Here is a 13,722-nt window from a genome sequence, read left to right as displayed (position 1 = left end):
TATTAGTCAAACTCCAGTTCCACCTGCTCCGAACCAATGAGGCCACGGAGATCGTTAAGTAAACGATCGCTCGGAGAGACACGCCACGTTGCACCAAAGCGCAACCGCGCACGTGCATCCGCCCTCTGATAGTAGAGATGTACTGGAATTGTCCCCGAGCGGTGGGGTTCCAGAGACTGACGGAGTCGGTTTAAAAGCTGGTCATCAATTTGCCTGTCCGTCAGCGAGATAGCAAGCCCGCGAGCATATTTTTCCCGGGCTTCGTCAATGTCCATCACTTCGCGGGCGGTCATTTTAAGCCCCCCGCTGAAGTCATCAAAGCTGACCTGTCCGCTGACGATAAGTATGCGGTCTTTTTCCAGCAATTGCTGGTATTTATCCAGTGCGTCGGTGAACAACATCACCTCCAGACGCCCGGAACGGTCATCCAGCGTACAGATGCCGATACGATTGCCACGCTTGGTGACCATTACCCTTGCAGCAATCACGAGCCCCGCAGCCGTGGTGATTTTACCACGTTCTGTCGGATGCATGTCTTTCAGCCTGTAGCCTCCGACATAGCGCTCAATTTCTTTGATGTACTGGTTGATCGGGTGCCCCGTCAGGTACAAACCTAACGTTTCACGCTCACCATCCAGCACCACCTGTTCTGGCCACGGCAGGCAGCTGGCGTATGACTGCTCGATCTGCTCTGGCTCTTCTGCCAGCACACCGAACATATCCGCCTGGCCAATGGCTTCCGCTTTCGCATGTTGATCAGCTGCTTTCAGCGCATCGCCGAGCGAGTTCATCAGCGCGGCGCGATGCGGCCCCAGCCTGTCGAATGCGCCGGACATGATCAATTTTTCCAGCACGCGGCGGTTCAGTTTTTTGGTATCCGTACGGGCGCAAAGATCGAACAGCTCACGGAAATAACCACCGTTGTTACGGGCTTCGATGATCGCTTCGATCGGCCCCTCACCTACGCCTTTGATCGCACCGATCCCGTAAACGATTTCTCCATGTTCGTTAACGTGGAAATGGTAAAGACCTGAGTTGATATCCGGCGGCAGGATCTTCAGCCCCATGCGCCAGCACTCATCCACCAGACCAACCACCTTCTCGGTGTTGTCCATATCGGCGGTCATAACCGCCGCCATAAACTCAGCCGGATAGTGCGCTTTCAGCCACAGCGTCTGGTACGAAACCAAAGCATAGGCGGCAGAGTGAGATTTGTTAAATCCGTACCCGGCAAATTTCTCCACCAGGTCGAAAATTTTCATCGCCAGTTCGCCGTCAACGCCGTTCTTTTTCGCCCCTTCTTCGAAGGTGCCACGCTGCTTGGCCATCTCTTCCGGCTTTTTCTTACCCATCGCACGACGCAGCATGTCCGCACCGCCAAGGGTATAACCAGAGAGCACCTGGGCAATCTGCATAACCTGTTCCTGGTACAGAATGATGCCGTAGGTCGGCTCCAGAACTGGTTTCAGGCTTTCATGCTGCCACTGAACGTCCGGGTAGGAAATCTCTTCGCGCCCGTGCTTACGGTCGATAAAGTTATCTACCATCCCTGACTGGAGGGGCCCCGGACGGAACAGCGCCACCAGTGCGATCATATCTTCGAAACAGTCAGGTTGCAGACGTTTAATCAGGTCTTTCATGCCGCGGGATTCAAGCTGGAAGACCGCGGTGGTCTCCGAGCGCTGCAGCATGTCGAAACTTTTCTTGTCATCCAGCGGGATAGCGGCAATATCCAGCGGCGGCTCGCCGTTCTTCTCACGGCGGGCGTTGATCATCTCCAGCGCCCAGTTGATGATGGTCAGAGTACGCAGACCGAGGAAGTCGAACTTCACCAGCCCGGCGTATTCCACATCGTTCTTGTCAAACTGGGTAACCGGATGCTGACCTGCTTCATCACAGTAAAGCGGCGCAAAATCGGTAATTTTGGTTGGAGCGATAACCACCCCACCCGCATGTTTACCGGCGTTACGCGTGACCCCTTCCAGCTTACGCGCCATGTCGATCAGCGCTTTGACTTCTTCGTCAGCTTCGTAAATTTCCGGCAGTTGCGGCTCGGCTTCGAACGCTTTCGCCAGCGTCATGCCCGGATCGGGCGGGACCAGTTTCGAGATACGATCAACAAAGCCGTACGGATGTCCCAGCACGCGGCCTACGTCGCGGATAACCGCTTTTGCCGCCATCGTACCGAAAGTAATAATTTGCGATACCGCATCACGACCGTACATATCCGCCACGTGCTCGATAACCTGGTCGCGTTTCTCCATGCAGAAGTCGACGTCGAAGTCGGGCATGGAAACACGTTCCGGGTTAAGGAAACGTTCGAACAGCAGGTCGAATTCCAGCGGATCGAGGTCGGTAATTTTGAGCGCGTAAGCAACCAGTGAACCCGCACCGGAACCACGTCCCGGACCTACCGGCACGCCGTTATCCTTCGACCACTGGATAAACTCCATAACGATCAGGAAGTAGCCCGGGAAGCCCATCTGGTTGATCACCTGGAGTTCTATATCCAGGCGTTCGTCATATTCAGGACGACGTTTCTTGCGTTCTTCTTCATCCGGGAACAGGAATTCCAGACGCTCTTCCAGACCCTCTTTGGATTTCACGACCAGGAAATCTTCCGTGGTCATATCTCCCGTCGGGAACTGAGGCAGGAAGTATTCGCCGAGGCGCACAGTAACGTTGCAGCGTTTTGCTATCTCGACGCTGTTTTCCAGCGCTTCCGGAATATCGGAGAAGAGTTCGCACATCTCCTCTTCGCTGCGCATATATTGCTGCGAGGAGTAATTACGCGGGCGCTTTGGATCGTCGAGGGTGAAGCCATCGTGGATAGCGACGCGTATTTCGTGCGCGTCAAAATCACCAGACTCCAGGAAACGCACGTCGTTCGTTGCTACCACGGGCAAGCCGCGCTCTTCAGCCAACGCGACAGCAGCGTGCAGATAATTCTCTTCGTCAGGGCGGCCAGTACGAATCAACTCCAGATAATAGCGATCCGGGAAGTACTCTTCATAGAACGAGACGCACTGATCCACCAATGCACTGTTACCACGCAGCAGGCATTTTCCGACATCACCCATACGGCCGCCAGAGATCAGCAGCAGCCCTTCATTTAGCTCAGCCAGCCAGTCGCGATCGATCCACGGCCCCAGCGCGCCATAGCCGCGTTGATAGGCTTTTGAGATAAGCAGCGTGAGGTTTTGATAACCCGTGTTGTTCATCGCTAACACGGAGATTTGCGTCATTTCATCGCCGATGAGATCGCTCTGCACATGAAAATCTGCACCGACGATAGGCTTCATCCCCGCGCCATGCGCCGTTCCGTAGAACTTCACCAGGCCACACAGGTTGGTAAAATCGGTGATCGCCAGCGCGGGCATGCCAAGAGAGGCCGCCTTTTTAACCAGCGGCCCGGTCTTCGCCAGCCCATCGATCATGGAGTAGTCGCTATGCACCCGCAGGTGTACGAAACGTGGTTCAGCCATCTTCAGATTCCGCGTTACTTAATTGCTTGCGTATTGATTCAGGACACCAGTCCCAGCGCGCGTTTCACCGGGCCAAAACTGCGCCGGTGATGTTCGGTTGCGCCATGTTCAGCCAGCTTCTCCAGATGGAAAGCTGTTGGATACCCCTTGTGCTGGGCGAAACCATACTGAGGGTAAGTGAGATCCAGCGCGGCCATTTCGGCATCGCGTGTCACTTTGGCAATAATAGAAGCGGCACTGATTTCTGCGACGCGACTATCGCCTTTGACCACGGCCATCGAAGGCATCGGCAATGACGGGCAGCGGTTGCCGTCAATCAGTACATATTCCGGGGAAATGTTTAGACCCGCCACCGCACGCTGCATCGCCAGCATCGTGGCGTGCAAAATATTCAGCTCGTCGATTTCATGCGGTTCAGCGCGCCCCAGGCTCCAGGCCAGCGCCTTCTCCTGAATCTCACTAAACAGCGCCAGTCGACGCTTTTCGGACAATTTTTTAGAGTCGTTCAGTCCAATAATCGGGCGGGTCGGATCGAGGATCACCGCTGCGGTAACTACTGCCCCGACTAACGGGCCACGCCCCACTTCATCCACACCTGCCACAAGATGGGTGTGAGGATAAACAAATTCCATCATTTTGCTAACTCCAGCACCGCATCAGCCGCTTGCTCATCGGCATTACAGCGGATCTGCTGATGCAGTTCACGGAACGTATCATGCATCTGGTGGCTAGTCTTGCCGTCGGCGAGCAGCGGCAGCAGAGCATCGGCAAGCGCCTGCGGCTGGCACTCATCCTGTAACAGCTCTTTCACCAGCTCGCGCCCGGCGAGCAGGTTTGGCAGCGAGACGTATTCCGTTTTCACCAGACGTTTTGCCAGCCAGAAGGTGAACGGCTTCATGCGATAACCGACCACCATCGGGCATTTCGCCAGCATACATTCCAGCGCCGCCGTGCCGGAGGCCAGCAGCGCTGCATCGCTCGCATACATCGCTTCCCGCCCTTTCCCGTCCAGAAGACGGACGTGAAGATCCGGGGCAACTTCCGCTTTGATGCGCTCAAACTGCTCGCGGCGTTTGGCATTCACCAGCGGAACAACGACTTCAAGATCGGGATACGTCTGGCGAAGAATTTGCGCCGTTTTGAGGAAATCGGCGCTCAGCATCTCAACTTCTGCGCCACGGCTACCTGGCAGCAATGCCAGACAGTGCGCATCATGCGGGATGCCGAGCTCGTCGCGCGCCGCGTTTTTATCCGGATCCAATGGCATCGCATCTGCCATGGTATGACCGATAAAGCGGCACGGAACATTAAATTTGTCGTAAAACGCTTTTTCGAAAGGCAGGAAAGCCAGCACCAGGTTGGTAGACCGTCCAATTTTGAAAACGCGTTTCTGTCGCCACGCCCAAACGGACGGACTGACGTAATGAATGGTTTTTATGCCCTGCTTTTTCAAATTCCCTTCGAGGGTAATGTTGAAATCAGGTGCATCAATACCGACGAACACATCGGGTTTCAGTTCGGTAAAGCGGCGAGTAAGATCGGCGCGAATATGCAGCAAACGGCGTAGCCGCCCCAGCACCTCAACGATGCCCATCACAGCCAGCTCTTCCATTTCATACCAGGCTTCACAGCCTTCGGCCTGCATCAGCGGGCCAGCCACGCCAACAAATCGTGCATTGGGTACACGCGCCTTAAGCGCACGGATGAGACCGGCACCAAGAATATCGCCGGAGGTTTCTCCGGCGACCAGGGCTATCGTAAGCGGACGACTGTCGACCATTAACGAATCAGACCCCTTGTTGAACGGTCAAAGAATTCCATGAACGCGTTCACCTCCGGGTACTTATTCGCCAGCTCGGCAATTTCCGGCTTCGCCTCTTCCAGCGTTTTGCCGCTACGGTACAGCAGTTTGTACGCGTTGCGGATGGCAGTAATCGCTTCGCGGCTAAAGCCACGACGCTTGAGGCCTTCGATGTTCACGCCAAACGGCGTGGCATGGTTGCCCTGCGCAATCACATACGGTGGGACGTCCTGCGCCACACCGGAGCATCCGCCGACCATCACGTGTGCACCAATAATGCAGAACTGATGGACTGCGGTCATGCCGCCAATAATTGCGAAGTCATCAACCGATACGTGTCCTGCCAGCGTTGCGTTGTTGGCAAGAATACAGCGGTCACCCACGGTACAGTCGTGCGCGATATGCGCATTAACCATAAACAGGTTATCGCTGCCCACCTTCGTCAACCCACCACCCTGTACTGTTCCACGATGAATGGTGACGCTTTCGCGAATACGGTTACGATCGCCAATTTCCAGACGGGTCGACTCACCAGCATATTTAAGATCCTGGTTAACTTCGCCGATGGAGGCGAACTGATAGACCTCGTTATTGCAGCCAATGGTCGTGTGACCATTCACGACAACGTGAGATTTCAGTACTGTACCCTCACCAATTTCGACATGGGGTCCAACAATACAAAACGGGCCAATGTGGACGTTAGCGCCAATGATGGCACCGGTTTCCACAATCGCGGTAGGATGAATAAAGGCGGATTTATCAATCACGTATCAGGACTCCCGGCTACGAGCACACATCATCGTCGCTTCGCAAACAACTTTGCCGTCAACCAGCGCTACGCCTTTGAAGCGAGTCAGGCCACGACGCGTTTTTTCAAAAGTGACTTCCATGATCATCTGATCACCAGGCACGACTGGGCGCTTAAAGCGCGCTTCATCAATACCCGCGAAGTAATACAACTCACCTGGCTCCAGTTTGCCAACGCTTTTAAACGCCAGAATACCGGTAGCCTGAGCCATCGCTTCCAGAATCAACACACCCGGGAAGATAGGCTTACCAGGGAAGTGCCCCTGGAAAAACGGCTCGTTCACGGAAACATTTTTCACTGCGCGCAGAAAACGACCTTCTTCAAAATCCAGCACACGGTCTACCAGCAGAAACGGGTAGCGGTGCGGCAGAAGTTCTAAAATCTCTTCAATATGCAGAGTATGAGTGTCAGTAGTCAAAATACTCTTCCTGTCAAAATGTACTGATAACAATAATAACACGGCCTGCCGGTTTATTAGAAAGCCGACAGGCCGGGAAAAATAGCGTTAAACGGATGACGTTTAGTCTTGTTGATCGATCTTGCGCTCAAGAGACTTGAGACGCTTGCTCATATCATCAATGTTCATCACCAGAGCTGCTGTTTTACGCCATACCTTGTTGGGTTGCAGCGGGATGCCGGAGGAATAGACGCCAGGTTCAGTGATAGGGCGCATTACCATGCCCATTCCGGTCACTGTGACTTTGTCGCATATTTCCATATGGCCATTAATCACGCTCGCGCCGCCGATCATGCAGTAACGACCAATTTTCAGGCTGCCAGCCATGATGACGCCCCCCGCTACCGCGGTATTGTCGCCAATCACAACGTTATGCGCAATCTGGCACTGGTTATCGATGATAACACCATTGCCAATGATCGTGTCGTCAAGTGCGCCACGGTCAATAGTGGTACAGGCCCCGATCTCCACACGATCGCCAATAATCACGCGACCAAGTTGTGGGATCTTAACCCAATTACCACGATCGTTAGCGTAACCAAAACCATCAGAACCAATCACAGTACTGGACTGGACGAGGCAGTTTTCGCCAATTTCAACTTCATGGTAAATGGACACATTGGCCCATAAACGGGTCCCTGCGCCAATTTTCGTATTTTTCCCAACAAAGCAACCTGGTCCGATAACAACGTTATCACCCAGCACTACGCCAGATTCGATAACGGCATTCGCACCAACCGCTATGTTGTTACCCAACTGCGCCGTCGGATCAATCGCTGCACTGGCAGCAATGTTCTGAGCCGGCTGCGGCGTGGTATCAAGAATTTGAGCCATGCGTGCATACGTCAGGTAGGGATTTTTCACTACCAGTGCAGCGCTAGTGGCAAACGGAAGATCGTCCTGCGTCAGAACAACAGCTGACGCCTGGCATTGAGCCAGTTGTTCACGGTACTTAGGGCTTACCATGAAAGTAATAGTGCCAGCTTTAGCAGATTGCATGGACGCAACAGCGGTGATGACGATATCGCCATCACCGTGTAATTCTGCATCCAACTGCTGAGCTAAATCAGCCAGTCGAATTGAAGGCATTACTTATTTAACCTGTTTCAGAACATCAGCGGTGATGTCTTTAACATCGCTGCTGTTGAAAGCAACGGCGTTCGCATCGACAACCAGATCGATGTTCTGATCGGCTGCAACTGATTTAACAGCTGTCTGAATGCGAGTCACCAGCTTGCCACGTTCTTCGTTAGAACGACGCTGACGATCCTGCTCGAAAGCCTGCGCTTTCTGGGAGAACGCCTGGCGCTGAGCCATTACGTCTTTTTCCAGTTTGCTACGGTCGCTTGCTTTCATGGTAGAACCATCACGCTGCAGACGCTGCATTTTGGACTGAAGATCGTTTTCCATACCCTGCAGTTCGCTTGCACGGCCTTTGAATTCGTTTTCCAGAGTCGCAGAAACGCCAGTTTTCTGTGCAACCTGCTGGAACAAATTACCCATGTTGACGATTGCAATTTTGTCTGCTGCCTGAGCAGAAGTTGCCATCGCTAAACCGAGACCTGCAGCTAATAACCACTTTTTCACAATTAACTCCTTACCATCCCATTGGCACCAGAAGGTACCGTTCTTTGCGTGGCAAGGCGACCGTGTTACCGATCGCCAGTTGTCAGCGCTACACTGCCAACGCATTCCTTTGCAGCGGATTATTACCAGGTTTTACCAATGTTAAACTGGAATTGCTCCGACTTATCTCCATCATATTTCTTAAACGGCTGGGCGTAAGAGAAGACCAACGGCCCCAGCGGTGACATCCATTGTAATGCGATACCGGCAGACATGCGAATATTGCTCGGATCACTGTAATCTGGAACACCTGCCGCACGCATCTGGGCAGTATTCTGCCAGTTGGTATCCCACACAGTACCGGCATCCCAGAAGAAGGATGTACGGACAGAGTTCGCATATTTATCACTGATAAACGGCGTTGGTGTGATGAACTCCAGGCTGGCAACTGCCATGGCGTTACCGCCGACTGCGTCATCGGAGCTACAGACATTTTTATTGCCGTTTGCATCTGTGGCGGATTTATCGCAGTTATCCTTGTCGTTCCCACCGTAGTAGACGGCTTTCGGACCAATGTTGTTGGACTGGAAACCACGAACAGTGCTTGAACCACCGGCGTAGAAGTTTTCATAGAATGGCATTTCTTTGCCACCCAGACCATCACCATAGCCCCAGCGGGTACGACCCAGAACCACCCACTTGTGGTCGTCATCGATCGGGAAGTAAGACGCAGTATCCAGCGTGATCTTATAGAACTCGTTATCGGAACCCGGTACGGTGACTTTACCGTTCAGGTTGACACGAGAACCTTCTGTTGGGAAGTAACCACGGTCGAGACGGTTATAGGTCCAGCCGTAGTTGAATGTGAAGTCATCTGCCGCAAAACCGTTATTATCACCACTGGTACTTGTTGACTGACCAATAGAGTCCAGGTAACGCCACATCGCCACCTGCGGTTGCATGTTGGACAGGTCGTTATGCACGTAACCTAAGCCCGCACGCAGGGTGTTGTATTCGTTAACCGGGAAACCAAGTGTACCGTCTACACCGTAACTCTTGTTGGTGTAAGAGGACAGGTCCGCGTCGTCAGCTTTAAAGTCGTTATAGAAGATACGACCGCCCAGACTCACACCGTCTACGGTGAAGTATGGGTTAGTGACAGAGAACTCAGAATAGGTCTGGTAGTCGTTTTTAGTACCATTGATACCAACAGAGTAACCCGTACCCAGCCAGTTATCCTGCTGTACACCGACCTGGAAGCTCACGCCGCTTTCAGTACCGTAACCCACACCGAAGTTGAAGCTACCGGTGTTACGCTCTTTCACTTTATAGACGACATCAACCTGGTCCGGGCTGCCTGGGACGCGCTGGGTATCCGTATCTACGGTTTCAAAATAACCCAGACGGTTCAGACGCTCTTTCCCCTGGTCAACGAGATCGCTACCCAACCATGCGCCTTCCATCTGACGCATTTCGCGGCGCAGAACGGAATCTTTAGAGGTGTCGTTACCGACGAAGCGGATCTTACGCACGTAGAATCGGTTACCCGCATCAACATTCACGTGCAGCTTAACGGTTTTATCCGCGTCGTTAATTTCCGGCTGTGTTTGTACGCGAGGATAGGCATAACCATAGCGGCCGAGCAGCTTCTTAATGCTGTCTTCCATTTTGGTGACCTTGGAACCACTGTACAGATCGCCTGGCTGAATTTTGGTCAGCGATTCGATCTCAGCAGAATGCCCTGCCAGGTTACCACTTACTTCAACACCAGAAAGCTTGTACTGATCGCCTTCAGTGATGTTAATCGTAATGTAGATCCCTTTCTTGTCCGGCGTCAGACTGACCTGGGTTGAGTCAATGTTGAAACGGGCATAACCACGATCCAGATAGTAGCTGCGCAGGGTCTCAAGGTCGCCCGCCAGTTTCTGTTTCTGGTATTTACGATCGCCCACCACGTTCCACCATGGCACTTCATCGCGCAGCTGGAAGGTGGAGATCAGTTCGTCGGTGCTAAACGCGTGGTTGCCGACAATGTTGATCTGTTGGATCTTCGCAGAAACACCTTCCTGGAAGACCAGCTTCAGGTCAACACGGTTACGTGGCAGAGGTGTTACCACTGCTTTCACGCTGGCACTGTATTTACCCACGCTGTAGTAGAAGTCTTCCAGACCTTTCTCAATGTCTGAAAGGGTTGTGCGGTCCAGAGACTCGCCCACACGAACACCCGATGCTTCAAGGTTTTGCTTGAGCATGTCATCTTTCACCGACTTGTTACCGGAGAAAGTGATACTGGCAATCGTTGGACGTTCTTTTACCTGTACCAGCAGCGTATCACCATCGCGCAGGACGCGGACATCCTCGAAGTTGCCGGTGGCAAACAGAGCACGGATGGTGTTACTGATATCATCATCATTGACCGTATCGCCGGGGCGTACAGGCATACTGAGGAGGGCCGCACCAACGGCGACACGCTGGAGGCCTTCGAAATGAATGTCTTTCACTACGAACCCGTCAGCACCGTATACGGTGGCGCTGCTAAACAGCAGCGACGCTATGAGCAACTTTTTCATCGCCATCGTTATTATGCGTTCTTCCTAACACTCTCTTACAACCGAGAGAAATCATTGAAAAGTGCAAGCCCCATTAACAGCACCAGCAAAATCGAGCCAATGCGATAACTAAAGTCTTGAACTCGCTCGGATACCGGTCCGCCTTTTAGCTTTTCAATCGCTAAAAACAGCAGATGACCCCCGTCTAAAACGGGAAGCGGGAACAGGTTGATTATCCCAAGGTTCACGCTAATCAGCGCGAGGAACATGAGATAGTAAATCACCCCGAATTCCGCTGACATCCCAGCCCCCTGAGCAATCGAAATTGGCCCACTGAGGTTGTTCAGTTTCACATCACCGGTTATCAATTTCCCCAACATGTTGACCGTCAGCTTCATCAGTTGCCATGTTTTATCCGTGGCTTCAAGGATGGCGCTGAACGGCCCATACTGGCGTATTGTCTTGTACTCATCTGGCAGCGGGATCACTTTTGGCACAACGCCTGCAAACCCTTCTGCCTTTTTGCCGACCGACTTCGTATCCGGGATCAGCGTCAGCGAAAGCGGACTACCTTTCCTCTCAACTTCCAGTGCGAGGGACGTTCCCGGATTATCGCGCACCAGAGTAACAAAGGTCATCCACTCTGTTAATGGTTGACCATCGACTTTAACGATCCTGTCGCCCGCTTGCAAACCCGCTTTGCTCGCCGCCGAATTTGCCTGTACTTCGGCTAACACCGGCTCAATCTGAGCACCGCGTGGACGAATGCCCAGTGCAGCGACGGGATCTTCTTTGTCTGGCTCGAAACGCCAGTGACGTAAATCGAGCACTTTGTCCTGACGCGTGTCAGAACCAAACGGAGATACGCTGATGGTTGTCTGCGGATCACCAATTTTGGCTACCAGTTGCAGTCGCACGGCATCCCAATCAGGGGTTTCGATGCCATCAATCGCTTTAAGTTCCATCCCTGACGTAATTTGCGCACTCGCCGCGATGGAATTGGGGGCAATTTCACCCACCACAGGACGCACGCCGGGGACGCCAATGATAAACACCAGCCAGTAAGCGAAAATAGCAAAAATGAAGTTGGCTACCGGTCCGGCAGCGATGATGGCGGCGCGTTGTCCAACCGTTTTGTTGTTGAATGCGCTGTGTCGTAACTCAGGTTCGACAGGTTCAACGCGCTCGTCGAGCATTTTGACGTAACCGCCCAGCGGGATAAGGGCGATGACAAATTCCGTACCGTGACGGTCGGTGCGCGTCCAGAGTGATTTACCGAAACCGATGGAAAATCGCTCTACCCGCACACCACAACGGCGAGCAACCCAGAAATGGCCAAATTCATGCACGGTAATCAGTACACCCAGTGCAACAATGAACGCCGCCAGATTCCAGAGAATGCTCAGCATAAAACCTTCCGTTAAATCGTCCCAAATACCAGTAAAAGCAAGCAAGCAAATACCGGAACAGCCGCTGTCAGGCTATCAATGCGATCCAGTATACCGCCATGCCCTGGAATCAGGTGTCCGCTGTCCTTAATCCCTGCTTCACGCTTAAACATACTCTCGGTTAAATCACCGAGCACTGAGGCAAGCGCAGCAAAAATCGAGCACACCAGCAGTATTGACGGTGCCACTTCCAGATTCGCCCAGACGCCATAGCCCCAGGAGATAATCGCTGCCGTAAACAAGCCACCGATGAAGCCTTGCCAGGTTTTACCCGGGGAAACCTTCGGCGCCAGTTTATGTTTGCCAAACAGTTTACCAAACATATAGGCCCCGGAGTCAGCCCCCCAGACGAGAATCATCACATAAAGCAGCCAGATCGCACCGCTGTAGTGGTTTTCGTCATAGTGCCAGGCACGCAGTGCGACCATACCCCAGAAAAATGGAACAATGGTGAGCAAACCAAAAATAAGCCGCAGCACTTTTGAATTACGCCAGATTGCAGCAGAACCGGGGTAGAAAAGCACCAGCAGCAGAGCAGCAACCCACCAGGCCAGCGATATCCACAAAGAACCGGCAACCAGCGGTTGATGAATATCATGGTGATATTCAGGCAACATAAACAGCATCATGGCCAGGATCAAGCCACAGAGTACCGCAAGCCATACTCGCTGACTGCGTGAGGTAAAGCCGCTAAACTGTCCCCATTCCCACGCGGCGAGCATACAGACCACCAGCGTAACAATAGCGAATCCCACTGGGGGCAGTAAAAACAGCGCCGCAATGACAATGGGTATTAATACAAAAGCGGAAATCAGGCGATACTTCAGCAAAAGCTACCCCCATCAGGCTTTGTCGCCACCAGGCTCGGTGCCGCCGAAACGACGCTCTCGATTGGCAAAGGCATGCAGCGCACCTTCAAAGTCTTGTTCATCAAAATCGGGCCAAAGAACATCCGTAAAGTAAAGTTCGGCATAGGCAATTTGCCATATCAAAAAGTTACTTATGCGATGTTCCCCCCCTGTCCTAATTACCAAATCCACAGGTGCCTGTTCATTCATGCAGATTTGCTTGTTCAGCGCCTCTTCATCAATTTGGTCGGGTCTCAACAGCCCTTCCTGAACCTGTTCGGCAAGATGCCGAACGCCCTGGATAATATCCCAGCGTCCGCCGTAATTCGCCGCAATATTGAGCGTCAGACCCGTATTATTCTCAGTCAGCGCTTCTGCTTTACGAATCCGTTCCTGCAAACGTGAGTTAAAACGACTGGTATCGCCAATGATACGCAGGCGGACGTTGTGGCGGTGCAGGCTTTTTACTTCGCTGTCGAGCGCCCACACAAACAATTCCATCAACGCAGTCACTTCCTGCGGAGGTCGATTCCAGTTTTCACTGCTAAAAGCATAGAGCGTTAACGCATCAATGCCGTTATTGGCGGCAAAAGAAACGGCGCGGCGAACAGATTTCGCCCCAGCTTTATGCCCAAAGGCTCGTATCTTCCCTTGTCTTTTCGCCCAGCGGCCGTTGCCATCCATAATGATTGCTACATGACGACAGCCATGAGCTGGCAAGTTTTCGCTTATTGGTTGATTCGCAGACAACATAACGCGT

11 protein-coding genes are annotated in these 13,722 nt (G+C 52.8%); all 11 read right to left on the bottom strand.

Annotated elements, in window-relative coordinates; all coding sequences use genetic code 11:
* Positions 1 to 2: 2 nt before the first annotated feature.
* The 11 genes from dnaE to ispU all read right to left on the bottom strand — a co-directional run bounded on the left by dnaE (position 3) and on the right by ispU (position 13,715).
* Positions 3 to 3,485, bottom strand: coding sequence for a DNA polymerase III subunit alpha (gene dnaE, locus WB237_RS15380; RefSeq protein WP_336214333.1), 3,483 nt, complete (start codon positions 3,483 to 3,485; stop codon positions 3 to 5).
* Positions 3,486 to 3,523: 38 nt separating this feature from the next.
* Complete coding sequence (gene rnhB, locus WB237_RS15375) at positions 3,524 to 4,120, bottom strand: ribonuclease HII (protein WP_336214331.1); 597 nt, start codon at positions 4,118 to 4,120, stop codon at positions 3,524 to 3,526.
* On the bottom strand, positions 4,117 to 5,265 hold the full coding sequence (gene lpxB / locus WB237_RS15370) for a lipid-A-disaccharide synthase (protein ID WP_336214329.1): 1,149 nt from the start codon (positions 5,263 to 5,265) through the stop codon (positions 4,117 to 4,119). Before lpxB ends, rnhB begins: the two co-directional genes overlap by 4 nt.
* Positions 5,265 to 6,053 carry an acyl-ACP--UDP-N-acetylglucosamine O-acyltransferase gene (gene lpxA, locus WB237_RS15365; protein ID WP_336214327.1) on the bottom strand — a complete coding sequence of 263 codons (789 nt, stop codon included), beginning with the start codon at positions 6,051 to 6,053 and terminating at the stop codon, positions 5,265 to 5,267. The genes lpxB and lpxA overlap by 1 nt, the downstream gene beginning before the upstream one ends.
* Positions 6,054 to 6,056: 3 nt before the next feature.
* A complete protein-coding gene (gene fabZ, locus WB237_RS15360) occupies positions 6,057 to 6,512 on the bottom strand; it encodes a 3-hydroxyacyl-ACP dehydratase FabZ (RefSeq protein ID WP_010426706.1) in 456 nt (151 codons plus the stop codon).
* A 102-nt stretch (positions 6,513 to 6,614) separates the two neighbouring features.
* On the bottom strand, positions 6,615 to 7,640 hold the full coding sequence (lpxD, locus tag WB237_RS15355) for a UDP-3-O-(3-hydroxymyristoyl)glucosamine N-acyltransferase (RefSeq protein ID WP_316943494.1): 1,026 nt from the start codon (positions 7,638 to 7,640) through the stop codon (positions 6,615 to 6,617).
* A gap of 3 nt (positions 7,641 to 7,643) precedes the next feature.
* Entirely contained in the window at positions 7,644 to 8,138 is a 495-nt protein-coding gene (gene skp, locus WB237_RS15350) for a molecular chaperone Skp (protein WP_336214322.1), read from the bottom strand.
* A 122-nt stretch (positions 8,139 to 8,260) separates the two neighbouring features.
* Positions 8,261 to 10,693, bottom strand: coding sequence for an outer membrane protein assembly factor BamA (gene bamA / locus WB237_RS15345; protein ID WP_336214320.1), 2,433 nt, complete (start codon positions 10,691 to 10,693; stop codon positions 8,261 to 8,263).
* A 29-nt stretch (positions 10,694 to 10,722) separates the two neighbouring features.
* Positions 10,723 to 12,075, bottom strand: coding sequence for a sigma E protease regulator RseP (gene rseP, locus WB237_RS15340; RefSeq protein WP_336214318.1), 1,353 nt, complete (start codon positions 12,073 to 12,075; stop codon positions 10,723 to 10,725).
* Positions 12,076 to 12,086: 11 nt separating this feature from the next.
* Complete coding sequence (cdsA, locus tag WB237_RS15335) at positions 12,087 to 12,944, bottom strand: phosphatidate cytidylyltransferase (RefSeq protein WP_114979148.1); 858 nt, start codon at positions 12,942 to 12,944, stop codon at positions 12,087 to 12,089.
* 12 nt (positions 12,945 to 12,956) lie between these two features.
* Positions 12,957 to 13,715 carry a (2E,6E)-farnesyl-diphosphate-specific ditrans,polycis-undecaprenyl-diphosphate synthase gene (gene ispU / locus WB237_RS15330; RefSeq protein WP_028018298.1) on the bottom strand — a complete coding sequence of 253 codons (759 nt, stop codon included), beginning with the start codon at positions 13,713 to 13,715 and terminating at the stop codon, positions 12,957 to 12,959.
* Positions 13,716 to 13,722: the final 7 nt, after the last annotated feature.

This window comes from Enterobacter sp. P82 (genome assembly GCF_037053385.1).
Taxonomy (GTDB): domain Bacteria; phylum Pseudomonadota; class Gammaproteobacteria; order Enterobacterales; family Enterobacteriaceae; genus Enterobacter.
Note: the sequence above shows the minus strand (reverse complement) of the source record. Positions and strands in the feature narration are given on the sequence as shown.

Coding starts and splice junctions, on each gene's coding strand:
- dnaE (WP_336214333.1), bottom strand. CDS start 3,485: ATGGCTGAACCACGTTTCGTACACCTGCGGGTGCATAGCGACTACTCC.
- rnhB (WP_336214331.1), bottom strand. CDS start 4,120: ATGATGGAATTTGTTTATCCTCACACCCATCTTGTGGCAGGTGTGGAT.
- lpxB (WP_336214329.1), bottom strand. CDS start 5,265: ATGGTCGACAGTCGTCCGCTTACGATAGCCCTGGTCGCCGGAGAAACC.
- lpxD (WP_316943494.1), bottom strand. CDS start 7,640: ATGCCTTCAATTCGACTGGCTGATTTAGCTCAGCAGTTGGATGCAGAA.
- bamA (WP_336214320.1), bottom strand. CDS start 10,693: ATGGCGATGAAAAAGTTGCTCATAGCGTCGCTGCTGTTTAGCAGCGCC.
- rseP (WP_336214318.1), bottom strand. CDS start 12,075: ATGCTGAGCATTCTCTGGAATCTGGCGGCGTTCATTGTTGCACTGGGT.
- ispU (WP_028018298.1), bottom strand. CDS start 13,715: ATGTTGTCTGCGAATCAACCAATAAGCGAAAACTTGCCAGCTCATGGC.